The organism is Bacillus sp. LH1, from assembly GCF_057924895.1.
Genome location: NZ_CM175007.1, coordinates 2,576,596 through 2,601,940, shown reverse-complemented (window position 1 = coordinate 2,601,940; position 25,345 = coordinate 2,576,596). Strand labels below are relative to the sequence as shown.

Genomic DNA, 25,345 nt, shown 5'->3' with positions numbered 1-25,345 from the left:
CTCTATGTATCACAAATGATATTATGAATGCTCGTCCTATGAATATTAAAAATAAAATGCCGCCCAACAGGACGGCTCTTATTTTTACTTTACAAACGTAACATATTCACCAGAAACCCATTGATTTCCACCAACATTATACCAACCATCTTTATATCCAAACGATTGATATTTTTCACCTTGGTACACGTTTTTCACAATGCCGTAATTTGTTCCTGGGCCGGTACGAACACGCAATACATCAGCGATTATAGTAACTACACCTACACCATCGTTTGATGATTGTGAAGTTGCTGGTACATTTCCTCCCGTATAACGGATGTATGATGGATCGTTATAAACCCACTGATCGCCACCTAGATTTAACCAACCATTTGTTTGTCCAAATACTTTGTAGGACTCACCTTTCCCTAATTGACGAATAACGCCATATCCAGTACCAGGTCCTTTTCGTAAATTTACATTACTACCGTTAATATAAGCAACCCCTACACTATCATTCGACGTGGGAGGAGTCACTACGTTTTGAGCACCTTTTCCAAAAGTATCCGTTCCATACCCTTTGTAGTTATATTGCAAATGCGGGCTATCCACAAATCCTTTCCAGTCACCGCCCCATTCGAAACCAATTTGTTTAGCATAACGAATTGCTGAAGCCCACGGTTCTTTATTATAGCCATTCCAATCTTCTGTACCATTCGACTGAATTGGAACAAAATCTAATGCCTGTCCTACTAAGTGATATGAGCGCATCGTTTGTGATGCTCCTTTACGAACATATTCACGTTGTTGCTCGACTGTACGGATTGTTTCATAAATTAATACTTCAATTCCATTGTCGATACAGTACTGATACCACTTAAAAGCTGCAGCTTTCGTATTATCCGCTAATTTATTCAGATTACTTACATTTCTATTGTGGTATTTCAATATGCAACATCTCCTTTTCTATTATCCTATGCAAAACTCGTCTCACGGGTTGTACATATACCTAGAACGATACGAAGTACAAATACATAGGAAGCCAATTCAGCTAAAAAGGTTTTCACTTCTAGCTTCAAACTTTGTAAGTTGAAATCGAAGCAATAAAAAAACCACAACCTAAGTCTTCAAGTTGCGGTTTTTGGTATTTTCTTTTTATATGCTACATGCCTTCTTGCATTGATAATCCTAATATGCAGGTTTTGTAAATTTTCCCTTTATGAATAACACTTCTTATTCATGACTTTTCAAATCCAATAATATTGAATGTAAACGATCCGGATAATTAGTAAACATCCCATCGACTCCCCATGAAAGTAACTTTTTCATATCTTTTTCATTATCTACTGTAAATGGATGAACTTCTAATCCGCTTTTCTTTATTTTCTTTACGTAATCTGAATCAATATATTTGTAATTCATACCAAGACCTATGCAGTACGTTTTATACTTTTCTATCTCTAATTCTGTTAATTGAACTGCTTTTTTATAAGGTAATAATTGTACTAAGGATATATTACTATTTAAGCCATGAATCTTTTGTAGACTTTCTTCACTAAACGATTGAATAATAACTTTATCCTGTATTTCATAATGATTAATAATTTCTACTAATTTTTCTTCCATTCCTGGATATTCATTAGGTGATTTTGTTTCGATATAATAGTTCGCATTATGCCCAAACGTTTTAATAATTTCTGTTAAAGTTGGGACTTTAACATTTTCAAATTCTTTCTTTGCTAAGTTCGGATATTTTTCATTAAAAAAAGAACCTGCATTTAGTTGCTTTACTTCTTCTAATATATGCTCTTTCACTAGCCCTGTACCATTTGTTGTACGGTTTAAGGTTTCGTCATGCATAGCCACTAAATGTCCATCTTTTGTCATTTGGAGATCAATTTCTATATAATCTCCATTCATTTTTTGGCCTAATCGATATGCTGCTATTGTATGTTCAGGCGCGAACGCAGAAGCACCTCTATGTGCGATATTTTTTATATGATTTGATTGATTCATAGCTTTAGTATACTTATGTTCATTAATTTTCTGAAAAACAAAGATACTTATTATTATAAAGGCACAAATTATTGTAACGAGATATATCTTTTTCATAACGATTTATAGGCTCCTATATAAAGACAATTTAACTTGAATGATTTACTCAATTAAATGTCGATTTTCCAATACAGTCATTTTGCCGATAGCTTGAAATCCCGATTTTTTATAAATATTGATTCCATCGGTTGAAGCTTGTAATACACAATACGTATTTTTAAATTTATGTGCTTCTTGCAGCAGGAAATTGAACATAGCAGATCCAAACCCTCGTCCTCTCATTCCTTCTTTAGTTGCTATGTCATAAATACCAATACTATCTTTTGAACATATCAATGAACCAACAGTTACGACTTCACCTTCATATAACCCTAAAAATAATTTCATATTCTCACTGTTACATATATCAAGATTAGAAATTTGATTATAGAATGCTTGTACATGTATACCTTCTTCTGATGTGCCGAATAGATTAGCTAACGTTTCTCCAAATTTATTTATTTGTCCAGGTGAAGATGCTTGTTGAATAGTAAAACTTACTGGCATGTGTATTGTTGGGGAAATTGTTTTTAAGTCTGCTACCATCGCAATATTCTGTTCCACTTCTTTTAAACCGATTTTAATTAACTCACTTTTTATATCCCGCTCTTGCTCCTCATCCCATAACCAAACACTCATTGGAAAATTTCTTTGATAATAGTATTCTACCTCTTTATATAATTTCTCGATCCCTTCCGTTAAATTATTGTTTAGTAGAGTGATGATATTAAATGTATCGGCAGGTAATCCACAATCAACAGCAATATAATCTTTCGTTTTTTTTATACTCATTCCGGGCACAAATTGTGCAACATATGAAGTTTTAAATGCAAAGTTTTCTAGTAGTAGTTGTTTATAATTCATCAATAGTTCTCCTTTTCATAAAAAGTAACACTCGAATTTTTCTATATTAAATATAACATATTAGAAATTTACCATTTTCTATAAAAAGTACCTCTTTAAATTGTGCTCTATAGTTTAAAATAATTAAAAATGATATAACGTTGTCGGAATGAAAAAAGTGGTATATAATAAATATTAACATTACTAGTAATTATTTTAGGTATTCCTAGAATAAAGGAGCGATACATATGAAAATTACTATTTATTTCGGAAGTCATGAAGATCAAGATGTTCGTACTATGGACTGTCATTTAGATGTAGAAGATACAGAAGAGATTGTTTCTGTATCATAATATAAATAGTTAGGATAAACCCTATTCCCTACAGCGTTTAAGGCACCTTTTATAAGGTGTCTTTTTTGTTATATTTTCATCAAAAACCCTTTACTTTATAGCGTTTTAATAGTAAAATATAAATATACGAACAAACGTTCTTTTTATTTTAAACGTACATGAAGGGATGATTTTAACAATGGCTCCATTAAAGCGCAGAGGAAGAAAAAAGCAAGCACCTATTATTTCAAATACAGGCTTTATCGGCTCTGTCTTTATTGATACATTGGAGTTACAAAAGAAATCCTATTATTTCGCTCGTAAAAAACTTCAAATTGTTCATCACGTATTAGATGGTCTCTCTGGAGCAACAAGCGCTTTGTTTAAAGAACATAACATTTCAGCATACATGTCATGTGTGTATTTACATAAACAAAAGAAAATTGGCTTTGTTCTTTCAACGAAACCATTTGAACAAAGTGATGGCGTTGCTTATTTTGTAAATTATTTAATCGAAAAGAATTTTTATGGCGGCCATGATGAAGATGTAGAATATCAAGAAGTATTTAATACAGGTTTTATCGGTGTAGTATTCGCTGATTTATCTAGTATAGATCGCTTTAATTTCGAGTTTGAAATGGGTATGCTAACAAAATTAATGAAAGATATGATTATTCCAGTTAAAGAACTCTTTTTACGCCATAATGTACCGGCTTACATCTCCACTTCTCATTTAGAAGAACAAAACAAATTAGGTTTCGTTCTCTCTGTAAAGCCATATGACGAACGCGCTGAAGCAGATTTATATTTTGAAGCATATTTAAAAGAACGAGGATTATTTATTGGTGATGAAGAAGATGAAATTGATAAGATCGTTATTAGAAAAACAGCTGAATTACGATAGAAAAGCGCAGGATGCTGATCCTGCGCTTTTTAAGTTACGTTAAACACTATAATCTTTTGAATGAATTTCTAAATTAAACTTATTTGCTAAAATTTTATTCAAAGTAAAAAATACAATCCCCCCTGCAATGGGAAGCGTGTAGGCTGGAATGAAATTTAATAATAGTCCTGATATTGCAAGTGCTATTGGTTGCATTATTTTACCTAAGCTTAATCCAATACTAAGAACTCTTCCTCTATATTCTTCAGGAATCTCATTTTGCATGAAATACATTAAAGGAATATCAATTTGTGCTATCATAAATCCTAAAAAGAACATAATCATGCAATACGTAGTAACATATACCAAATTATTTACTACAATAGATTTAAATAAAACAGGTATCCCTAAAACTATCATAAAAATTGCCAACATAAAACTTATTTTTTTCAATAGATAAGAATAAGAATAACAATCAGTTATCTTTTTCACTAATATTGCACCAACTATCATACCTATCGGAAAAGTCCCTTGAATCATACCAAATTGCTTAGAATTAAGATTGAGAACTGTGTTAATAATGTATGGCAACGGAACGGTTACAGCAAAGCCTAAAAAGAAATTAAGGGAAATTAAAATACTAAAAGTATTTTTTAAGCTTTTCCGCTCCAATAAGTAAGAGTATCCCTCCTTTATATCTTCAATAAAATTAATTTCTCTAATTGAACATTCCTCATTTATGTTTTGCTCGCACAATTTAAAGTTTATAAACAATATGGATATAGCCGAAAGGATAAATGAAATACCGTTAATAATTATAAAAGTTTTCATATCAAAGACTGCAAAAACAATGCCCCCTAACATAGGCCCTAAAATTAAAGATATAGAATCGATAATTTTACTTATAGAATTAATACTCATTAACCGTTCTTTAGTAACCATATTCGGTTTTACGGCCTCTAATCCTATTCCAAAACACGTTGTAAATACGGTCATAAGAAAGGTAGTAGTATAAATAATGAATAAGTTTAATCCATAATAGTTGCTTAATATATAAACAGTTATTAATAAGCACCCGCTTAATACATCCATGCAAACGACGAGTTTCTTTTTATCAACCTTATCAGCAATGACACCGGCAAATGGATTCATAACAATCATTGGAATCGTTCCTAAAATAAGCGTAATCGCGAAATTTAAAGCAGATCCGGTTATTTGTAATACATACAATCCTAATGCGAAACTATAAATAGAGCTACCAAATAGTGATACTGTTTTTGCAATTGAATATAAACAAATATTTCTTAGTTCTTGGTTTCTATTTTTATTTTCTATATGTAATCGTAAACTTCCCATCATTTTCCCCCCTGCATAACTTTGTATTACGTACATTGTAAGTTCTTGGGTCAGCCCAATAGCAATATGTACGATTTGAAAAGTTTTAAAGGGAAATAAATAAAAGATGGGGTTAACCCCATCTTTTTCCGAAAAATGAATATGTATAAATTTCTTCTCCTTGAACAAAGAAATCCTCATACCTTCCCCCTCGTATCAAATAATTTGAAGTACTTTCATCAATAGATTGAAACTGTAAATTTTCGATTTCTTTTGTTACTTTTGCAGATGTAAAATTCCCTCGGAGTCTAGGTACAATTTGGCTATTTATGCTAAATTTATTAAATAAAATAAATGAACTTAATAAATAACAATTGTGTTTAAAAAGGGAATTTAATTCGCGCAATAAGAACTCCTCATGTTCAAAACTATAATTACTTGTACCTGATTGATCGATTACAATATCAATAGAACTACTCTGAATAGGTATGTTTAGAAAGTCGGCACAAATAAATACAATATTTCTTTTCACATTTCTTCTCTCAATTACATCTTTTAAAAGTAAAAGTTTATTCAAATCTCGATCAACAGCAATATATAAACACTCTTCCGGTAGTTCTTCATAAATATTTCGTAAAAAGAACCCAATACCAGACCCTAAATCAAGTAGTATTTTTTCATTTAAATCTAATTGCATTAGTTTCTTTTTCGCCCATTCTCCTCCTCTTTGAACATTTTCCAAAAAAGCAGTATCCGTTTCATGGATATAATCTGAAATAGAATCTTCAAGTGATTTCCTCTTATACACCTCAAATAATTTTCCAGCTGTTAAAACTCCGGAAGTAATCGCGTATTCTTCACCACAATTACAAATTAATTTCCCCTCAACAATTTGATTTTTATTAATAATGCCATCTTCAAGAATTAAATTTCCGTTACACTTAACACATTTAAATAAATGAAGTACTTTTAAATCTACCCCTAAAATTGAACTCGAGATTTCAGTTTCTATAGATAAATTATTTAACGTTTTCTTTAATTTATCTTTTCGTTCCTTTAAGGTTTTTATCTCTTGTTCAATCTTTTCATATTTTACTTTAAATAAAGATTGATAAAAAATATCCTTTTCATAGTCTAAGGATTTCCCTAAATTTTTATAAAGAAACAGTTCTTTAATTTCATTCAAGCTAAACCCTATCCATTTGTACTCTAATATAAGTTCTATATCCTTTTGACAATACTCGTCAAAAAAATAGTGACTTCCTTTTTTCTCAGGAATAACGAGTCCGAGATCCATATAATGTCTAATCGTATCTACACTTACATTATTTACTTCTGCAAACTTACTGATTTTCATCCTAATCACTACCATTTATATATTTGTTTATACATACTTCTTTATTACTTTAAAAAATCCTTTCATCTCCCTATACAAAATTATTTATGCTATGAAAAAGATGTAATTAATTTTAAAGTTCCGCCACATCCCCATTAAGCTAAGCTTATATAAGTTTAGCTTCTCTTTTTTAATCTTGAATTTAAAAAAGAGGCGCAGGTATTACGTTTATGTCTATATATCTAAAAACTGTGAGTTCATGGATGAATTTAAAACTGCGGCGTAAGTACTGCAGTTTCTTCCTTTTTCATTGAGTTGAAATATGTAAAGTTACGTACTTTAACTGTAGCGGACTTGTACTACGCGTTCATATTAATTTTATAGACGTTTAAGGATTTTGTTTTATGGTAAGTATTCTTGCTGTGAAATCAGGATTGTAAATATAGATGAACGTGATTCAAATCAAAAAAAGGTACTCCTAGAAGTACCTTTTTTACTATTCTACATGTGCGAACGCTTTCAAAATTATTGGATATAAATTGATGTACGCATTGTATTAAATGGGGCATTTATAGATGTCTTTTGGTACTCAAAAGTTCCTTGTTGGTGTCCAGAAGCATCCCATTTATAATACCAGCCAACGATTGGTCTTCCGCCAATTATAGTGGAATCAATACTTTTTACATTAGAACCATTCATTTTAGCAAATGGGTTTTGGCCATAGCCCATTTCTTTCGTTGTAATATATAAGTATTTTCCCCCGTGGTTACGCGATGTGCTGAAGCTGTTCTGATTAATTGTTTCTACCCCGCCTAGCTCAGACTCTACTTGTACGACGTTTAGTGAAGTAAGTGGTGCTGCTGGTCCAGCTGAAGCTTCTGTTGCCATTCCTAATCCGACGAACGCTGTGATTGCTAACGATGAAATCCCTAGTGCTGCTTTTTTAAACATAAAAAACATCCCCTTCCATCTATTGTTTTCTCTTTCATTTTCAATATAATCCTAATAACCTTATATGTAAATAGATTGTAGCTGTATAAATATTAGTGCGAATATTCTATTATATATTTCTACAATTCTATTACTCAATATGAATGATTTACAGTGCAAAACGAAATACACATTACAAATTGATTCTATTATTTTCATTATTAACTAGCGTATACCGAATTTAAACCATATGAACCATATGAACCATTGTCACTATTTTTTTGGTTCATAAACAGATGCCTATATTTCTTGTTACTGCATAATAATGTTACATCAAACTGATGTAAGTACACATAGAAACAATAAAAGAAAGCATATTTTAAAAGATTTATTAAAACATGCTCTCTTTTTATTAATTTGAATGAATCTTTCAGTAAAAAAGTACATTGATTTGTATCCTTTATGTAACAGAAATAATCGTTTTAAAAATCTTGTTTTTATGCTTTTTCCTATTATTCTTAAAGATAATTTATTGAATATTTTTATTGTATTCTAATTGATTTTGAATTCCTGATCTATCAATTTGAATCCAATACTCTGAAATTTTCCCGTTTTCTATTCTATACACTGCACTTGCTATTTGAATTATAGGGAGACCTGTAGGTTCATACCCATCTATTTCTCCTATGTGTGTACCTACTTGTTTCCATCGTACATATACTTTACTATCTTGTACTAATAATTCTTGAATTTCTAAAGAGAAATTCCCATATACTTCAACCATCTCTCTTACATGCTCAGCGTAATCTTTTGGCGATCTATATACTGTTTGTTCCTCTTCAGATATAACTTGATGTGCCAATACTTTATCTGCCATATATCGATTTGAAAAATCCGGATTACTCCCTGAACGCACTTCTTCAAAGAAATTTCTGATAATTATTTCTGGTTTCATTAAACATCCCCCTTAAAAATAAATCCAATACTAATAACCCCTGAATGTATCGGATAAGTGTTATATTTTCATTCTCACTCTTTCTCAATAAGTATGTCAAGTTTGAAGTATTGACATTAAAAATTGTAAATTTGCATAGGGTTAGCTGAGCAATGGTTTAAAAATGCAATATTACTAAGTTCGATGGAGATATGTCGAGATCCCATTTTGTTTTAATTAAATAAAAAACCCGTGAATAATTCACGGGTTTTACTTTAATAACTAATTGCTATTGTACCTTCACCTGCATGAACCGCAAATGAAATTGGTAATGGATATAATTTGAAATCCATTTCAGGGAATGCTTGTCTAATATCTGCAATCCATTCCTCGGCTCCATCTTTATCATTAGCATGGAACATGTGAAGTACTTTTGGTAATTCTTTTTCAAGTTCATTTTTAATATATTCTCGACATTTTTGGATTTTACGAACTTTCTTTTCAAGTAAAAGCTCTCCACCTTTTACTTCTAATATTAAGTTAACACTTAATAAACTTCCAAGTAAAAATTGAATGCCCTTTACACGACCACTTGCATAAAGGCCTTTTAAACTTTTCGGGAATACGTGGAAAGGTCTTCTTTTTTCATCTACTAATGTTTTGTGTATATCTTGTAAAGTCATACCATCATTGTATAACGATTTCGCTTTTCTAATTAGTTCATCCATTGGATAACTTGTTGTTTCACTGTCTAATACCGTTAATGGAAAACCTGCCATTTCTGCAGCTAGCTTCATATTTTGATAGGTTCCACTTACTTTTCCGCTAATAGCAACTGCAAATCCTTCTTCATATTCTTCTTTGCATTTCGAAAATAAATCTACCATTTCCCCTATGTTAGGCTGTGATGTAGTGACAGTTTTACCTTCATTCAAAGCATTATAAACGCGCTCACGCACACCTTCTTCACAATCTTTGTACGACACACCATCAATAATAACTTCAATTGGGATAACAAAGTTATCTCCTTCTGTTTTAAAACTCGCAGTTGTACTATCAGTAATCCAAGCAACACGCTTCATGTTGTTCCTCCCTTAATTCAATTCCTCTTTTCTGACTTTTCTATATATTTATGTTACGAAAAGAGAATATCCCTGTAATAGTAACAGGACTTTATTGTTTTGGCTATAGTAGATGCATATTAATTGTGACTATTTCTTGTCTATTTCACAAATAAAAAAGAAAATCAAGGAATTTGCTCGATTTTCTTCTTATCATATACTATTTAAAAGTTTCATTATCTAAAATTACTACATAATCATTCGTTAATCGTCCAGCTTCTTTTGTATAACTAACAAGCCTTTGTATATTATCACAGCAAATTTTTGCTCCCCATACGAGTAACGGTACGCCAATAAAATCAATATGGAACCTTCTAGAAAACAGCCCACCGAAAGTCATCGGTAAAGGCACTGTTGGTGATGTATTAGAAAATATAATCTTTTCATGGCTTTGATAATGTTTTTGCAAGATTTCTCCTAAATGCTTCATCGCAGGTACAACAACTTTTGATGCGCCGCATCCAATCGTATATACAGGATGACCATGTTCATCGATTCCATGAAAAATAATTTTTCCCATATCTTCTGTTTTCAATTTATTAAAGTAATCTACATTCAAAATTTCTTCTTTCGTTAACTTACGATCCGTTGGTAGTTTATTTAAATGATACGCTGCAGCTAGTGAGGTAGTATGTGTTCCACCAAAATCTGTGTAAATGTATATCATATTATCATCCCTTGTTGTAAAAGTTCAATGTTAATTAGTATTACCGTTCTTAGCAATGTTAAACAAGGGATGTTATTTGTCCCATATGAATAATGGACTGGATTGTTACAAAGCACAACAAAGCCGGAATGAGCCAAATACGGTTTATTTTCACTTTTCGTTCTTTACTTTGCATCAAAACAATAATAAGAACAACAAGTAAAATATCCATTTAGAATCCTCCTATAAACTTGCTTATCTTTAAAGATTATATTCTCCTCTTTTCACTCCATACTTGAAATACGATAGCTACTTTCAAGTGTAAGATGGAAAATGTGATTTCTCATCAGCCTTAAGCATTATTTATAAAAATAAAAAAGACGTACTTTTTACTCGTACGCCTTTAATAACTCGTTTAAACTCCTATTTATCAACTAATTCCACACCTTTAGAATTAGTTTTACCCAACACTCGAATGTTAAATTTATTAATGGCTTTTAAAAAGATATTATAAATACAATATCCAAAAATAGAACCTAGAACATTACAAATCACATCATCAATATCAGTAATACGTCCCACTCCACTAAATAAAGACTCAATTAATTGTAGCAATTCAATACTAGCTGATATAGAAAATCCTAATAAAATTGTATTTTTGAATTTCTTATATTTATCCCATAGGATAGGTGCTAAAAATCCTAAAGGCATTAATAATAAAATATTCCCGCCTACATTTCTTACAATTAGCCCAATCATAAATAGGGCATCTCCATCATAAGCACTACCAATTTGATTGATGTCTTTAATAATTGATGCAAATGGTATTATATTGACCGAGCGATTCAGATTTTCAACATTAGAAGGAAAACCGATTGGTAAAGGGAATAAAGTTACTGCAACAACCATACAAATGTAAACCACGAATAAAAAACTTACTATTTCTTTCCACCAAATCACATGTTTTTTATTTTTGGTACCAATTAATATTCCACGTACAATTAAATAACAAATAACCCCTAAAATAATAAACAAACTACCGTTGATCATATACAAATTGTTAACACATCCTTTCATATGAATTAATAATTTAAATTTACAATTATATAGTAATATTTTTTAATTTAAAAATCCATATAAACATATGTAATTGTGCAGAATTACAAAAACCCCTTATTTAATAAATAAAGGGTTCCTCGTTAACTAAAATATTTTTCAGAACAGAAACAATCATAAACCCGTTTAAATTATTTTCGTATCTCTTCTTTTATATCCATATAATTAAAAAGCTCTTTCTATTTCTGTCATTAATTTTTCAGGTCCTGCCTCTTTATTCGATGGAATAACTAAAGTGATTCCTAATTCTGGATATATGGCCGAGCGAAAACTGACGCCTGGATCATATCCCATTACATGATATTTGAATACCTTGTTTTCTCGTGTTTCAATCCATATTCCATATCCGTAAGACTGTTTATCATTTACATAAATGTGGGGAGTTAAAAGTAACTTTGTATATTCCTTTCCTAAAATTTCATTATTAAATAGTGCCGCCCAAAATTTCAACATGTCTGGTGCAGTAACATATGCACCTCCATCAGCCCCTCCTTTTATTGGTATAGAGTAAGCGTTTGTTCTCCAATTTTGGTTGGTTTCGTCCTTTATATATCCTAGAGCTGTATGTCTTGGTAATTTATCTAATGAAAAATAGCCAGAATCATTCATGCCAATCGAATTAAAAATGTTTGTTTCTATATACTCCGTAAATTTAAGTCCCGTCTGTTCTTCTATTATTAATCCAAGTATGATAAAACCTGCGTTGTTGTAGTGAAACTTACTCCCAGGTGCAAACATCATATTATTGTTTTGAAATAATGGTAAAAAGTCTTTTAAGCTCTTTAATAGATACATAGGTGTTTGTTTCCAAAGATCCTCGAAGTTATCTATAATACTTTCATCAAAATAATCTGGTATACCAGAGCTATGCGTTAGTAGTTGATGTATTGTAATATCTTCATCGAAGTTTGGAAGTTTTATCTCTAGACAATCCTTTAATTTTGTATGAAAAGAAATAACACCTTTTTCAACAAGTTGACAGATGCCAATTGCAGTGAAGATTTTACATCCTGAGGCAATGCCAAATCTTGTTTGTATCGTATTGTTTATACATTCACTTTTGTTTGCGTAACCCAATGCTGTTTCATAGACTAAATCTTTTTCTTTTTTTACTAAAACTACTCCAGAGAAATCTATTTTCTTTTGTATTTCTTTTACAATTTTATCAATTTCATCTTTTGTTTTTATCACGACAACCACCCTTATCTTTCGGTATTGTTCTTTCCTCTTATTAATTTTTCCATATAAAGAGGAAGGAACCCTCTTATTAAATACGATAAATTATTAATGAAAACACAAAGTCCATTTCAAATTTATCCCGCTATTTATGAGCAGTAAGACCCCCACTGATTAAATTTTCACTTTATTGACTCAGTAGAATACAACTTAGATTGTGATGGGAATAAAGTAAACACACACAAGACGATAGTAATAAATAACATTATTAATGACCCTACAATAACTACAAGTTGTATAGAAATGAACTGAGTCGCAACACCAGATAGTATTGTAATAAAGATTGTTACTAACGCAATAACAAGTCCATATATACTCCCGATCCGTCCCATTATATGAACGGGAACATTATTTTGGTAAAATGTATAAAATCCTGTATTTGCATATGCCATAGAGAAAGATAAAATAAAGAATCCAATAGCAGCTATTAAAAATACATTTGAAAAAGCATAAATTAAATAACCAATTGCGATGAATAATGATCCTATTCCAATTAGAAATGAAGGTGCTAATTTTTTTGACAAAATTGTATTTGTTATGGCACCTAAAATAAATCCTGCACCAGCTATACTAACTAGAAAACCATATTCACTATCTGTTAGTAGTAATACATCTTTCGCAAACGATAGTTCAAGTGAATCAGTAGCAGTTGCTAATACGAACATACTTTGAAATAAGAAATACACACATACGACATACACATGTTTTCTACTAAAATTTATAACAGTGTTCCAATCTTTTTTTAATACTGTAAGTGATAATGTATTACTAGTTGTATCCAAATCTTCTTTCTTATCAAGATTCGGTAAAAGTAATGTAATGAATCCTGATAAGAGAAATGCTATAGCATTCATATATATAGCAAACTCTGGTGTACCTGCAATTAATAAAACCCCCGCTATCGCTGGACCAATTAAAAATGCACCAGATCCTATTAAACTGCGTAATGAGTTGAAACGTTGTCTTTGCTCTACTGGAATTAATTTCGTCATATATGTCATAGCAGTTGGCTCATAAATTGCACTGGCCATACTTATAAAGAATACGAATACATAAACAATCCAAAGTGACGGAAGTAAAGGTAAAATAGCGATAAATAACGCACGATATATATCGAGGTGAATCATTAATTTCCGTTTATTTAAACGATCAATCATACTCCCAGACCAAGCGTTTGTAAATAAAGTGGCTAATGGTTTTATTACATATAAAGTAGCAACAGCTAAGGCTGAGCCACCCATATTATAGACAAGTACATTCAGTGCTATTAAGTAAATCCATGCCCCTAAATTCGCAATACCAACTCCGGACAATAGTAATAAAGGATATTTCCAATCTTTAAGTAAATTTTTCATTTTTGGCCCCCGCTTTCAAAATTGTTTTACAACAATAAAAAAATCCCACCCCCAAGACTTTTAATCTTAGGGACGAGATTTATCATCGCGGTGCCACCCTAGTTTGTTAATATGTCACCATACTAACCTTATTAGGTACTGCATTCTAATTCATGCTTATACCATAGCTCTATAACGGGAGCTCCCGTCACACCATCCCCTAATAATAGGTTCCGATGTGCTGCTCAGAGGCTTGGTTCAATAAAGAATTTTTACTCCTTTTCAGCTACATGGAGCTCTCTGTGAAAAATTCATTTTATTTACTCTTCTCTTCACTGCATTTATTTTTTCCATATTATCACATATGTATTTAACTGTAAATAAAAAATAATCAGATATTTAACAACTTATCATTTATTATTTTTTCTAAAAATTACGGTGCGTGAAATTACTCGCAACTCTAAAGAAAGAGCTATTTGCATATAGCTCTTTCCAAATGCCTGGATTAATTCGTATTCGCCTCTGTTAACGGTTGTAACGGCGGTTCTAATTCTAGTTCTAGTGTATCTCCTTCTTGTAAATCTTGTCCTTTTTCAATACTTTGACTCGTTACATAACCCGTACCAGAAGTTTTCAAATCTAATTTCAAAAGTTTGGAGAAATACATAATATCACGCATGGACCAACCTTTTACATTTGGCATTTGTGCGTTATTCCCTAATAAAAATATACGATCACCTTCACTCATTACCTCGCCAGACTGTGGATATTGTTTTATTATTTTTCCTTCTCCTAAAATTACCGGCTGTAGCTTCTCTTTTTCTACACTTTTCTCTATTGTATCCATCGATTGATTTACATAATTTTGTACTTTTAATTGAGATTGTTTCATTGCATCAGCTATTTGTTTTTCTGTATACGGTTTCACCTTTAAATATTCAAGGCTGTTTTTTATAACAGGTTTAAATATTTCAGCAAGAGGCTGAGCTCCATACTCATCTCCTTTTAACTTTGGCTGCTTAATAGCTAAGTATACGATTAACTCCGGATCATCAATTGGAGCCATTCCTAAAAAGGAGAAAATGTAATTCTCTTTCCCTTCCATATATCGGCCGTTTTCAGGATTCGGTATTTGTGCTGTTCCTGTCTTACCTCCAATTGGATAACCATCCACTTTATACATTGTACCAGTTCCTTTTGAAGATGTTATAACACGCTCCATTAAGCTTCTAACTTTGTCCGCTGTTTCTTTTTTTATCGGATTCCCAATTTCTTTCGGTTGATTTTCCATAATAACTTCCTTGTTTGTTGGATTTACAACTTTATCAACGATATATGGTTGCATCATTTTCCCGTCATTTGCTATAGCAGTAGCCGCTTGGATTAATTGAATTGGAGTTACTGTAGAACCTTGACCAAAAGAAGTTGTAACCTGTTGAATTTGCGTATTTAATAATAAAGTATTTTTACTTTCTCCAGGTAAATCTATTCCTGTTTTTTGATTGAATCCAAATTTATTCATATATTGCTTAAATTTATTTGGTTTCAGTAACTGATCTTCTAAAATAGAAAAAGCTACGTTTGATGACCTTTCAAAACCTTCATCAAATGTAATTGATCCCCATCCAAATCCACCATTATGATCTTTTATATCAGATGAACCAACGGAATATTTTCCAGATTGAAAATATTCTTTGCCGTTATATACACCTTCATTAATGGCAGCTGCTAACGTAAAAACTTTCATTGTTGAACCTGGTTCATATGCATTTGCAATCGGATCATTTAAAAAATATTCGATATCACCTACATTAGGATTGTAACTAGGTTTACTAGACATCGCTAAAACCTTTCCTGTTTTTGGATCAGCAATAATTCCAATTAACATAGACGGATCATAATGCTCTTGTGCTTTGTTCATCGCTTCTTCTAAAAAGCTATTAATTTGTTTATCAAGTGTTAAATATACGTTATTTCCATTTTTAGCAGGTTCTACTTTACCTATATCATTTGTAAGCGGAATCCCTCTTCGTGTACCCACATATTCTATATTCCCGTTTGTAGAGCGCAAATATTTATCCAAACTCTTTTCAAGCCCAAACTTTCCTTCCGTATTCCCTTTATCATCTGGTCTAGCAAAACCAAGTATATAGGATGCAAAGTCTTCATTCGGATACACTCTTGCTTTTTCCGACATAAAAGATACACCTGGTATTTTTAAATCATTAATTTTTTCCTTCTTTTCCCTAGATAAGTTCCGACCAATTTTCCCAATTTCAACTTGCGTACGCCCTTCATGAAAGTTTTTTAATACTTCTTCTTTATCAATTTCAAGCGCATCGGCTAATTGTTGTGCGGTTTCATCTTTATTTTTCACTTTATCTTTTCCTTTTAAATTCACAACAACTCGATACGTTGTAGAATCTTGTACTAACACCTTTCCGGTTTGATCATAGATAGTGCCACGATTCGCTTCTAAAACACCTTTTTTATTATGTTGTTCATTCGCGAGATCCTTTACATTCACATTATGCACGACTCCTACTGCCTGAATATAGAATATACGCAAAATCATAATAAGAAACAAAACAATAAAAGCAATCATCATATATCGAGCGCCTTTATTCGTTTGGAGTTTTTGCATACTTATCTCCTCTCTTTTGGAATGGATTCGTACGAAGATCCGTTTTAAAATTTGTAGTTTTTGTTTACGATACTATATGTTTCGAAGTTTTCTTTTTAATTCCTTTAAAACAATGCAAAACTAACTGTTGTTATTTTGTGTTATTATTTTATATATTTAAAATACGGTGCGTGAAATTTCAGAATATTAATTAGTACAACTTGATTACAGAGCACTCTAAACTCTTTTCGTATTTCCTATAAAAAAATTCCCCTCTGGATGTCCAAAGGGGAATTTTTTATAGGAAAATTATGCGATATGGTTATATTTCGCTAAGAAAGGAATTCGTCTCGCTACTAATGCATACATTTTGAATACAAGTTTCGCTATTGGTTCAAACATACGAGTACTTTGCATTACTAAAGCACTCGTAATAAGTGTTAAGAATGCTGCACCAAGTATATCTAAAGGATAATGAACACCTACGTACATACGTGATATACCGACTAGTACTGCCCATAATAGCACGATATATTTTAGTTTTTCTCCTCTAAGAATAAATACGAAGGCGATTGAAAATACAAGTACAGAATGATCACTAACGAATGATGAATCTGCTGCATGTGGTACTAATTGATGTACATCATGTGATACGAACGGACGCGGATGGTAATATACCGCGTGTATAAGAACATTTACTAATAATGCAATAATAACCGAAAGCGTCGTATATAAAACTGTATATTGTTTTCTAATTGCCTTTTCTTTCTTTCCATTATTAAACCATAAGATAAACATAAATAGAACGGCTACGTATGCAGCGCTATTTGTAATAGCAATCATTAACGTATCTAATAGTTTGGATGAATCAGCAAAATTATTAAACCACTGAAATACTGTGTAATTCATTAAACTCTCTCCTTACATACAAGTGTTCTTGATTTACACAGTATACAATACCATTATGAAAATAGGCTTAAACTTTTTTCATCTAATTCTCATTTTACTATTACTCATATGACAATTATTAAACAAATTTTATACGCTATTTATGTATAAAGCCGGTAAGCCTTTATAATAAGGCGGTTCGTATTTTTTTCATGTTTGAAATACATAACATATTCATTTAAATATACTAATTGCAAAATCATATTTTTTAATTCATTTGAAGTACAATATTTCCGAATTGTTCTCCATGTTCCATACGGCTTAGTGCTCGAATTGCTTCTTCTAACGAGTACACCTTATCAATAATTGGTTTAATTTGATATTTTTCAATAAACTTTATCATCTCATTAAATTCCTCACGGCTACCCATGGATGTTCCCATAATATCAATTTGATTGTAAAATAATGCGCGTAATGGTAATTCAATTTTATCTCCTGAGCTTGCACCAAAATTCACGATTCTTCCATTTGGTTTTAATACATCAAAATATTTCAAGAAAGTTGCCGGGCCTATACTATCTATTATTAAATCTACTTTTTCACCTTGTAAGCTCTCTTCCCAATTTCCGGTACTATTAAAAGAAATATCTGCACCATATTTTTCAGCAAGTTCCCTTTTATTCTCTACCCTTGAAGTAACACTCACTTTTGCGCCGATTGCTTTCGCGAATAACATGGCAAATGTAGCTACACCACCTCCTATTCCCGGAATTAAAACGTGTTCACCGCACTTCAATCTACCCTTTGTAAAAAGTGCTCTATATGCAGTTAATGCAGATAAAGATAAAACACCTGATTCTTCCCAAGTAAGATATGACGGCTTTTCTACTACATTTTCAGCTGGTACAATTACATATTCAGCAAACGTTCCATCTTTCGGCCCACCTAGTACTTCCGGTAACTCCGGTACTTCAGTAGCATGTTCCCATCCAATACTAGGATTAATAATAACTTCTGTATGTAGTGTAATATTTGAAACTCCTTCTCCTATTTCTGTAACAATTCCTGAGCCATCTGAACCTATTACTAATGGTAGATCCATTTCTTTTCTATTGTTTATAATAAATAAATCCCTATGATTTAACCCTGCAGCTTTTAACTTTATTTTTACTTCACCTGCATTAGGACTTATCTCAGGTGAAAATTTATATTCTAACCCCTCTAATCCTTTTTCATATTGATGTACAATAGCTTTCATTGCTTAATTCCCCCTTAATATTTCCAATGTACTAGAAATATCAAAATAAATAAAATAGTTTGCCTCCAATAATTAGAAATTATATATTTTGTTATGAAAAAAATCCTCTCCCTATAAAAAGTATAGGAAGAGGTTTCAAAACTAGTTAGATACGAATCTATAAATTTATTGAATTCTAGCCAATTCTAATATTTTTCGAATAAACGGCGCTTTTGCCTTTGTATATGAAACACGATCAAAAGCATATGTAATAGCAAGCATCTCTTTTAATTCTCTATATTCTTTACGTGCCCATTCATTGCTTATTAGAAAGTCACGAAATAAAATATTGTTTCTCCACTCGTCACTATTATAAATATAAACATGCAAATGATGAGTACCTGCTCTCCACTTTCCTTTTCTAAAAAAACGCCAATTCGTTGCATCTTTTGGAACATACTCATATTCAATTTCCGATAGAACTTCAATCCACTTTTCAGTTATTTGCAATTCTGTTACGCCAATCATCATATCAATAAGAGGTTTAGCTCCTAATCCTTCTACTGCTGTGCTTCCTATATGTTCAACAGCAATTATTTCTTGTCCTAACAAGGAACAAAATTTCTCTTTTTCTTTTATATACTCTTCAACCCATTCTTTTTGATACGGTTTAATAACAATTTGTTGATCCATTGTATTCACCTCTCTATAAATATTTATCATTATATTTATAAAATTTTATATTATTAGCATAGGATTTCCATAAAATATGTCGAATAGTGGAATGTACAACTTAATTATATTAAATGTGAGGTAATCTATGAAAGATAATTCCGTGGAAATTCAGTTAAATAACGTAACATTCCAATTAAAAGAATATCATAATTTTGATTGGCTTATTAAATTAGGGACCGTATTTGCAGTTTTTGACCAACAAGATTCAGGTAATATAAGTTTTGGTGTAGAAAAAGATGGGCATAAGAAATTTATCAAATACGCAGGAGCACAAACAATTGCATATGAAGGAACAACGGGTGATGCTATTGAAAGGCTAAAAAATTCAGTTACTATCTATGAAGATTTAAAGCATAAATCGCTCATAAGATTAATTGATCATTTTCCAGTTCAATCTGGATATGTATTAATTTTCGATTGGTTTGATGGTGAGTGTCTTCATTCGCATTGGCGTTTCCCATCTCCTGAAAAATATAAAAATCCAAACTCACCATTTTATAAATTTAGACATTTATCTGCTATAGAACGAATTCATTCCTTACATTCCATTTTTTCTTTCCATAGTTATGTAGAAAAGAAAAACTATGTAGCAATAGATTTTTATGACGGTAGTATTTTATATAATTTTAATACAAACGAGACAAAAATTTGTGATATAGATTTATACAGTAAGAAACCTTACATAAATAGAATGGGCCGGCTATGGGGTTCCTCCCGTTTTATGTCACCAGAGGAATTTGAACTAAACGCAACAATTGATGAAAGAACAAATGTATTTAATATGGGAGCAATGGCTTTCTCACTTTTAGGCGGTGAAAAAGATCGTTCTTTTATAAAATGGGAAGCAAGTAAGGAATTATATGAGGTAGCGTATCGTGCTGTAAATGCCAATCGAGCAGAACGGTATGCATCAGTTATAGAATTCTATGAAGCGTGGTTAAAAGCGGCTAATGCGGAAAGGATATAACCCTAAATTATTAAAAGAAATATAGAGTTTATACTATACTTGTTTTGTTTTCTTTGCTATTGCAAACTTCAAAAAAGCTGCAAGTAGGAGGAGGAGCGGTATTCCCTGAATAAAGAGACATCCTCCAAAAAAATCAAGCGTAGTGCTATATGGAGAGTCTGTTGCCATCACACCTATAAATAAAGCCATTGGACTTGTGAGTAGATTTATCCCTAAACAGATCATTATCAATGATAGATTTTTAGCCTTAATTTTTGATGAACCAGACAAGAAAAATAAAAATATCGCAGTACCAAATATAAGAAACAGTGTTACATAAAAACTTACCATAATATCCCTCCATGAATCTAATTGTACCATTAGAAAGGACAAATTTGAATAAATAGGATATTTATGTAAGTCAGATATAGTGTCTCTTTATCAGTGGCAAGAAAAAAGTGGATCCCTACTCTCTCACAAGGAATCCACTCTTTCTATTTCTACAACTCTATTTATATACGTTCCTCTTTTTGTCCTTACGAGAACTGCCATCACTAGATCATTAACATAATTATCTTTAGCGGAAGTTAAAGGTTTTTATTTTCTTGCTCAATTAAAGCACCTGTTAGTTAAAGATTATGGATAATTAATTTGAAAGTTTTTTATCTAAATACACCTTTTCTTTTGGAAAGCCAATCTTCTAAGGCATCTTCGTGTAGTTTTGTGAATAATTTTGGTATTTGGTCTATTGGGAAGTATTTTAAATCCAAAGTCTCAATACCATCTACAGTAAGTTCTCCACCAATTGGCTTACATTGAAAACAATGAGTGATAGTCTGAGCTTTATCTCCGTTCGGAAACTCACCAGAATATTTAGAATAGACACCTATAAGATGTTCAACTTCAACATTTAATCCTGTCTCCTCAAATATTTCTCGTTTAGCGGTTTCTTCAAGAGATTCTCCAAGTTCCATAGCACCACCTGGAAGACCCCATTCATTTCTATCTCCCCGTTTTTGTAAAAGAATTTCATTTCGTTCGTTATAAACAATACCTCCAGCAAAATTAAGAAATATTAAATCATGCCCTACTTTTCCCCGGATATAACGAATGTAGTCCTTATTTGTAGTCATAAATTCCCTCCTAATTTATATATAAAGATAGAAGAAAATAGTAACAAAAATGATAATATTCCTTATTCTCATAAGGGATTTGCCCTTTACTTTTTATCAATCTATGCGTTTATTAACCATTTCTATTCTAATACCTTCATTTCCTAAATCCCCTTTCAAAATAAAGAGACCACCATTTCTTAAAACAATTTTATCGCAGTTCTAAAAATTGGTGTCCTCTAGTTTTCTAGCCGGACTATATTCTATTTTCAAGCCCATTTCTATCTCCCCATGAATAAAACTCAATGTTCTGTTTATACTACAACTACATCTAGAGACACATCACTGTTTAGAGCGGCTAGGTTTTGTTAGCTGCTCTTTTGTGTTTTACACAAATAAAATCAATAACTCAGCATATAATATCTATGTAGCTAGACTATTACCTCTGTATCGAGCAGTTAGGCTGGGCTAAATGCTCTTTTATTTATGACAAAATAAAACTTTTAAACAAAATTACTTTCGTATAACATTTTCAATCTCGCTTACACTATAACTGTAACTTTAAATTACACATCTATTACTTGTAGGGCCTAATTTTCTTTTGCGGAACAGGTGGTTAGCTCATAAAGTTAACCACTTCGTTGCGTTAAATATTTTTTATTTCTCAATACTTAATACCTGGAATTATTTCTAATTTATTGGTATTAAGTATTGACATTGATTTTCCTCATATGCAATTTTTGAAAAGGCCTTTTCTCTCATATCAGGCTCTTTTATTTATTAAAAAAAGATTATTTTATATAGATTACTATAAGCATCCATAAAGCCAAAGCACCAATGATAGCGAGTACTATACGTGTTGATAGTATCCTTACTTCAAAGTCTGTTTTCTTGGAGGGTTCAGGATATGCAATTATGTAAATTCCCTTTAATAATGCAAGCCATGCAATAACCGTTAGGAATCCCTGCCAGTTGAATACCCATACATTATGTAGAATTACAGTACCTAATCCTAGGAAAATCGATAGAAAACCATACATAATACCAAATCCTCTGTCTTCAACCACTAATTTTTTTAAGTCACGTAGCACAGATGGACGGACGAAAAGTATTCCCGATACGATAACCGTCATCCATCCCCAGAACAGCCCTAAAAAAGTACTAGTTTCCATTATTATTTCACTCCCCTCAATTATATTTATATTTCAGATATTCCTTCCTTTAGAACAATTCCAGCACTTTTCACATTTACAATAACTAAATATCCCCATCTTACCAGTTTTAAAATCTTCATTGTCATGACTATTAATAAGTTTATATCTTTGTATACATTTAGTTTTATAATTTTCAAACATTCCTTCCGGAGAGTATTTACTAGCTGCCTTATCATTAATTCCGTTCTTCCTAATGCTAAAGCAATTTCCTTCACCTTTCCGAATCCATAATACTTATATATGTAGGCTAATCCTTTCGTTGAATACGGCTTCTTATGATTCGGATGGTAATCGGGATGATACTTCATTCGGCCCTGCGCATCATATTGAACTTCCACCTTGATCACTTTCCTTTCAAATGAAGTTTTTATTAAGCTACTTGATAAGCTTTACAAACTCATGATTCATCTTCGTCTGCATCAATCCGCAAAGAATATTTCTACCTTCAATTTCAAACCATTCTTCATTACGGCCGTCGCCTCAAATACTCCGCTTATATGATCAAATTTCTTGATATCCTCGTCCTCTAACATTCCGAATTCTTCTGGGAGACTATCGTAGAATTTTTCTACTGCATTTTCTAAATCATACTGACTTTTATATGTTTGTTTGTGAATTAACTGGACCTCCATTTTCATCCTCCTTTTCTAATAAAATAGCGTTTTTGTTTAGTTTCACTCTAAAAGTAAAATTTTCATTTTTTCATTCAACCAAGTTCATAACATATTCTTTTCCCCCGATAAAATAATGATTAGGTGTCCCATGCGCATTTTATTCATTGGAAATAATACCTTTCACGTACTTACGTATTAGAAACTTCATTTCTGCTTCTTCTCCACTAGCAATTTTGTTCACTTTTTTGATACATTTATGAAACATTCACATGTTATCTTCAATATGTTCTATTCTTTTTGAAAAACCATGTGAGAATACCAAAATAAGAAGCCCTAGAGCCCTAACTCTAGGGCTTCTTGTTTTCAAATAAGGATTTTGCTAAAAAACTACACCTTTATTAAGAACATGCATAAAATATAATGTGGTATTCTTTTTCAATATTAATGTTTATCCGAGAGCGCCTTGAATGGCGCTCTTTAATTTCCAAATAACATTTTTAGATAATTACGAGAGCGGATTTTATTATGTTGTACAAGCACTACTTCACTTTATTAAATAGACTATATAGATATTTAAAAGAAGGGAGCTTTAAATTCATATGGCTGATTACTTTTATAAAGATGGTAAAAAATATTATAAAAACCAATCACATTCCAACAATCAAAAAAATAACTGTTTTATTGAAACTCATACGATAGCTGGTTCTGCAGAAAATGAAAATGGAAATATACCTGTGTCAGTTTTCCTTGAAACCACCGCTCCACAAACTGTATTTGAGGATTTTACAAACAATCATAACAAAACATTAATTCAGTTATTCGTTGTCGGTATGAGTGCACCCGTTCAAGTAACTATTCTAACAAGAAGATCTAGCGTACCAATTACTACTACATTACAACCTGTTCAAACAAAAATATTTCAAGTTGAAGATTTTCAAAGTCTTACTCTTACAAAGCAGGAAGGTTCTACTAGTGTAGTTAGTTTATTTGTTCAAAAAACATTTTGTATATGCTGTAACGATAATAACGATTCATGTGATGAATATTACCAAGAATGTAATTGATAGATTAAATCACCAGAAAAACCCTTTATATAAAGGGTTCTTTTCCTTTTACTCCCCTCATTTTCCCGTTTTTTATTAAAATAACGATTTTATTATGTTTCCTAACTTACAGTAATGTCCTTAAAAAACATTCATATATATTTATCAGATGCACTTTTAAATCCCAGAGTATCAAATACTTTTAAGAGTTGACTGACCAATAATATTCGAATTATCTTTAAAAACTTATTAAAAATAACTTAGATACAAAAAAGCTACGTTTTATATAGGATAAAAAATTATCTTAAGTAAAGGAGCTTGATTATTTGTGAATTATCAAAATGATAACAACTCTAACATTCACAAACCTTGTTCTTGTCCATCTCCCACGGCTAACAGTTTAAATGTTGTTCAGACTACCCCATCAATAGTTTCTGTAAACTCTGCGATTCCACTAGATACTGTGGTAAATTCTAATGGCACGGCAATCTCATTCACACCACCAACAACTGTTTTACTTGAAGGTGGAAGAACCTATTTGGCAATCTATGAAGTGCAAGTTATCATTCAACCAGGAGGTAATTCGGCAGGTATCACTATGTATCTGAATAATAATCCAATCATTGGATCAGGTACTTCTCTAGGATATACAGCCGGATTCACTTCTGTATCAGCCCCCGCAATTTTCACTACACCTCCAGGTATAACAAGTACTCTTACTGTAAATGTAGGACCATATTCTAATACATTAAATACGTTGGGCTTAACTCTTGCTGTTGTAGCATTGACATAATGAAATGTAAAACTCTCT

At 31.6% G+C, this 25,345-nt stretch carries 24 protein-coding genes, 2 pseudogenes and 1 other annotated feature; of the genes and pseudogenes, 4 read left to right on the top strand and 22 right to left on the bottom strand.

The annotated features are described in order from the left end of the window. Positions 1-84 precede the first annotated feature (84 nt). From ACX9TM_RS13435 to ACX9TM_RS13425, 3 genes are all read right to left on the bottom strand, one after another. Positions 85-930 carry an SH3 domain-containing protein gene (locus ACX9TM_RS13435; RefSeq protein ID WP_000873741.1) on the bottom strand — a complete coding sequence of 282 codons (846 nt, stop codon included), beginning with the start codon at positions 928-930 and terminating at the stop codon, positions 85-87. A 285-nt stretch (positions 931-1,215) separates the two neighbouring features. Continuing rightward, positions 1,216-2,094 (bottom strand): glycerophosphodiester phosphodiesterase, encoded by an 879-nt coding sequence (locus tag ACX9TM_RS13430; RefSeq protein ID WP_065382566.1) that lies wholly within the window; start codon positions 2,092-2,094, stop codon positions 1,216-1,218. Between the two features lie 45 nt (positions 2,095-2,139). After that, complete coding sequence (locus ACX9TM_RS13425; RefSeq protein WP_072770319.1) at positions 2,140-2,940, bottom strand: GNAT family N-acetyltransferase; 801 nt, start codon at positions 2,938-2,940, stop codon at positions 2,140-2,142. 510 nt (positions 2,941-3,450) lie between these two features. On the opposite strand from ACX9TM_RS13425, the gene ACX9TM_RS13420 reads away from it, so the two are divergent. Continuing rightward, positions 3,451-4,155, top strand: coding sequence for a hypothetical protein (locus ACX9TM_RS13420; RefSeq protein WP_000035356.1), 705 nt, complete (start codon positions 3,451-3,453; stop codon positions 4,153-4,155). 39 nt (positions 4,156-4,194) lie between these two features. Here the strand turns inward: ACX9TM_RS13420 and ACX9TM_RS13415 are convergent, their stop codons facing one another. The 14 genes from ACX9TM_RS13415 to ACX9TM_RS13350 form a co-directional block, all read right to left on the bottom strand. After that, positions 4,195-5,490, bottom strand: coding sequence for an MFS transporter (locus ACX9TM_RS13415; RefSeq protein ID WP_000535184.1), 1,296 nt, complete (start codon positions 5,488-5,490; stop codon positions 4,195-4,197). A 112-nt stretch (positions 5,491-5,602) separates the two neighbouring features. Beyond that, positions 5,603-6,826 (bottom strand): MerR family transcriptional regulator, encoded by a 1,224-nt coding sequence (locus tag ACX9TM_RS13410; RefSeq protein ID WP_063220385.1) that lies wholly within the window; start codon positions 6,824-6,826, stop codon positions 5,603-5,605. A gap of 504 nt (positions 6,827-7,330) precedes the next feature. Continuing rightward, positions 7,331-7,756, bottom strand: coding sequence for a DUF4879 domain-containing protein (locus ACX9TM_RS13405; protein WP_000472916.1), 426 nt, complete (start codon positions 7,754-7,756; stop codon positions 7,331-7,333). A gap of 508 nt (positions 7,757-8,264) precedes the next feature. Then, on the bottom strand, positions 8,265-8,690 hold the full coding sequence (locus tag ACX9TM_RS13400) for an ester cyclase (protein WP_063220386.1): 426 nt from the start codon (positions 8,688-8,690) through the stop codon (positions 8,265-8,267). 254 nt (positions 8,691-8,944) lie between these two features. Then, the gene (locus ACX9TM_RS13395; RefSeq protein ID WP_000831929.1) at positions 8,945-9,751 is read right to left on the bottom strand and encodes a DegV family protein; all 807 of its coding nucleotides are present in this window, start codon (positions 9,749-9,751) and stop codon (positions 8,945-8,947) included. Between the two features lie 199 nt (positions 9,752-9,950). After that, positions 9,951-10,457 carry a DUF3189 family protein gene (locus ACX9TM_RS13390; RefSeq protein WP_000639421.1) on the bottom strand — a complete coding sequence of 169 codons (507 nt, stop codon included), beginning with the start codon at positions 10,455-10,457 and terminating at the stop codon, positions 9,951-9,953. Between the two features lie 58 nt (positions 10,458-10,515). Then, positions 10,516-10,668: a hypothetical protein gene (locus tag ACX9TM_RS13385; protein ID WP_000353713.1), complete on the bottom strand. Its 153-nt coding sequence runs from the start codon at positions 10,666-10,668 to the stop codon at positions 10,516-10,518. Between the two features lie 191 nt (positions 10,669-10,859). After that, positions 10,860-11,492 (bottom strand): VanZ family protein, encoded by a 633-nt coding sequence (locus ACX9TM_RS13380; protein WP_000281843.1) that lies wholly within the window; start codon positions 11,490-11,492, stop codon positions 10,860-10,862. Positions 11,493-11,717: 225 nt separating this feature from the next. After that, positions 11,718-12,743, bottom strand: a complete 1,026-nt coding sequence (locus ACX9TM_RS13375) for a serine hydrolase domain-containing protein (RefSeq protein ID WP_000598049.1) — start codon at positions 12,741-12,743, stop codon at positions 11,718-11,720. Between the two features lie 167 nt (positions 12,744-12,910). Further along, a complete protein-coding gene (locus tag ACX9TM_RS13370; protein ID WP_000793342.1) occupies positions 12,911-14,143 on the bottom strand; it encodes an MFS transporter in 1,233 nt (410 codons plus the stop codon). Positions 14,144-14,208: 65 nt separating this feature from the next. Beyond that, positions 14,209-14,467 (bottom strand) — a binding site (T-box leader). 160 nt (positions 14,468-14,627) lie between these two features. Beyond that, entirely contained in the window at positions 14,628-16,766 is a 2,139-nt protein-coding gene (locus tag ACX9TM_RS13365; RefSeq protein ID WP_001170947.1) for a penicillin-binding protein, read from the bottom strand. A gap of 288 nt (positions 16,767-17,054) precedes the next feature. Further along, the gene (locus tag ACX9TM_RS13360; RefSeq protein WP_001110125.1) at positions 17,055-17,654 is read right to left on the bottom strand and encodes an undecaprenyl-diphosphatase; all 600 of its coding nucleotides are present in this window, start codon (positions 17,652-17,654) and stop codon (positions 17,055-17,057) included. A 247-nt stretch (positions 17,655-17,901) separates the two neighbouring features. Further along, positions 17,902-18,891, bottom strand: coding sequence for a zinc-binding dehydrogenase (locus ACX9TM_RS13355; protein WP_000644512.1), 990 nt, complete (start codon positions 18,889-18,891; stop codon positions 17,902-17,904). A gap of 165 nt (positions 18,892-19,056) precedes the next feature. Continuing rightward, positions 19,057-19,563, bottom strand: a complete 507-nt coding sequence (locus ACX9TM_RS13350) for a GrpB family protein (RefSeq protein ID WP_065382469.1) — start codon at positions 19,561-19,563, stop codon at positions 19,057-19,059. Positions 19,564-19,690: 127 nt separating this feature from the next. Between ACX9TM_RS13350 and ACX9TM_RS13345 the strand changes: the two genes are divergently transcribed. Beyond that, the gene (locus ACX9TM_RS13345; protein ID WP_000654538.1) at positions 19,691-20,572 is read left to right on the top strand and encodes a protein kinase domain-containing protein; all 882 of its coding nucleotides are present in this window, start codon (positions 19,691-19,693) and stop codon (positions 20,570-20,572) included. 33 nt (positions 20,573-20,605) lie between these two features. Here the strand turns inward: ACX9TM_RS13345 and ACX9TM_RS13340 are convergent, their stop codons facing one another. From ACX9TM_RS13340 to ACX9TM_RS13320, 5 genes and pseudogenes are all read right to left on the bottom strand, one after another. Then, positions 20,606-20,902, bottom strand: coding sequence for a hypothetical protein (locus tag ACX9TM_RS13340; protein ID WP_000253417.1), 297 nt, complete (start codon positions 20,900-20,902; stop codon positions 20,606-20,608). A 311-nt stretch (positions 20,903-21,213) separates the two neighbouring features. Continuing rightward, positions 21,214-21,684, bottom strand: a complete 471-nt coding sequence (locus ACX9TM_RS13335) for an NUDIX hydrolase (protein WP_000210489.1) — start codon at positions 21,682-21,684, stop codon at positions 21,214-21,216. 770 nt (positions 21,685-22,454) lie between these two features. Further along, a complete protein-coding gene (locus ACX9TM_RS13330) occupies positions 22,455-22,835 on the bottom strand; it encodes a hypothetical protein (RefSeq protein ID WP_000450247.1) in 381 nt (126 codons plus the stop codon). Positions 22,836-23,020: 185 nt separating this feature from the next. Further along, positions 23,021-23,215 (bottom strand): annotated as a pseudogene (locus tag ACX9TM_RS13325) (DNA-entry nuclease); the annotation flags it as partial. 59 nt (positions 23,216-23,274) lie between these two features. Next, positions 23,275-23,509 (bottom strand): annotated as a pseudogene (locus ACX9TM_RS13320) (hypothetical protein). Between the two features lie 581 nt (positions 23,510-24,090). Between ACX9TM_RS13320 and ACX9TM_RS13315 the strand changes: the two are divergent. Both ACX9TM_RS13315 and ACX9TM_RS13310 read left to right on the top strand, forming a co-directional pair. After that, the gene (locus tag ACX9TM_RS13315; protein ID WP_000796393.1) at positions 24,091-24,555 is read left to right on the top strand and encodes a hypothetical protein; all 465 of its coding nucleotides are present in this window, start codon (positions 24,091-24,093) and stop codon (positions 24,553-24,555) included. Between the two features lie 307 nt (positions 24,556-24,862). Then, entirely contained in the window at positions 24,863-25,327 is a 465-nt protein-coding gene (locus ACX9TM_RS13310; RefSeq protein WP_001109242.1) for a hypothetical protein, read from the top strand. The last annotated feature ends 18 nt before the right edge of the window (positions 25,328-25,345 follow it).

Excerpts from the sequence above, each read along its gene's own strand:
- ACX9TM_RS13430 (WP_065382566.1), bottom strand. The coding sequence starts at position 2,094 with ATGAAAAAGATATATCTCGTTACAATAATTTGTGCCTTTATAATAATA.
- ACX9TM_RS13425 (WP_072770319.1), bottom strand. The coding sequence starts at position 2,940 with ATGAATTATAAACAACTACTACTAGAAAACTTTGCATTTAAAACTTCA.
- ACX9TM_RS13420 (WP_000035356.1), top strand. The coding sequence starts at position 3,451 with ATGGCTCCATTAAAGCGCAGAGGAAGAAAAAAGCAAGCACCTATTATT.
- ACX9TM_RS13415 (WP_000535184.1), bottom strand. The coding sequence starts at position 5,490 with ATGGGAAGTTTACGATTACATATAGAAAATAAAAATAGAAACCAAGAA.
- ACX9TM_RS13410 (WP_063220385.1), bottom strand. The coding sequence starts at position 6,826 with ATGAAAATCAGTAAGTTTGCAGAAGTAAATAATGTAAGTGTAGATACG.
- ACX9TM_RS13405 (WP_000472916.1), bottom strand. The coding sequence starts at position 7,756 with ATGTTTAAAAAAGCAGCACTAGGGATTTCATCGTTAGCAATCACAGCG.
- ACX9TM_RS13400 (WP_063220386.1), bottom strand. The coding sequence starts at position 8,690 with ATGAAACCAGAAATAATTATCAGAAATTTCTTTGAAGAAGTGCGTTCA.
- ACX9TM_RS13395 (WP_000831929.1), bottom strand. The coding sequence starts at position 9,751 with ATGAAGCGTGTTGCTTGGATTACTGATAGTACAACTGCGAGTTTTAAA.
- ACX9TM_RS13390 (WP_000639421.1), bottom strand. The coding sequence starts at position 10,457 with ATGATATACATTTACACAGATTTTGGTGGAACACATACTACCTCACTA.
- ACX9TM_RS13385 (WP_000353713.1), bottom strand. The coding sequence starts at position 10,668 with ATGGATATTTTACTTGTTGTTCTTATTATTGTTTTGATGCAAAGTAAA.
- ACX9TM_RS13370 (WP_000793342.1), bottom strand. The coding sequence starts at position 14,143 with ATGAAAAATTTACTTAAAGATTGGAAATATCCTTTATTACTATTGTCC.
- ACX9TM_RS13365 (WP_001170947.1), bottom strand. The coding sequence starts at position 16,766 with ATGCAAAAACTCCAAACGAATAAAGGCGCTCGATATATGATGATTGCT.
- ACX9TM_RS13360 (WP_001110125.1), bottom strand. The coding sequence starts at position 17,654 with ATGAATTACACAGTATTTCAGTGGTTTAATAATTTTGCTGATTCATCC.
- ACX9TM_RS13355 (WP_000644512.1), bottom strand. The coding sequence starts at position 18,891 with ATGAAAGCTATTGTACATCAATATGAAAAAGGATTAGAGGGGTTAGAA.
- ACX9TM_RS13350 (WP_065382469.1), bottom strand. The coding sequence starts at position 19,563 with ATGGATCAACAAATTGTTATTAAACCGTATCAAAAAGAATGGGTTGAA.
- ACX9TM_RS13345 (WP_000654538.1), top strand. The coding sequence starts at position 19,691 with ATGAAAGATAATTCCGTGGAAATTCAGTTAAATAACGTAACATTCCAA.
- ACX9TM_RS13340 (WP_000253417.1), bottom strand. The coding sequence starts at position 20,902 with ATGGTAAGTTTTTATGTAACACTGTTTCTTATATTTGGTACTGCGATA.
- ACX9TM_RS13335 (WP_000210489.1), bottom strand. The coding sequence starts at position 21,684 with ATGACTACAAATAAGGACTACATTCGTTATATCCGGGGAAAAGTAGGG.
- ACX9TM_RS13330 (WP_000450247.1), bottom strand. The coding sequence starts at position 22,835 with ATGGAAACTAGTACTTTTTTAGGGCTGTTCTGGGGATGGATGACGGTT.
- ACX9TM_RS13315 (WP_000796393.1), top strand. The coding sequence starts at position 24,091 with ATGGCTGATTACTTTTATAAAGATGGTAAAAAATATTATAAAAACCAA.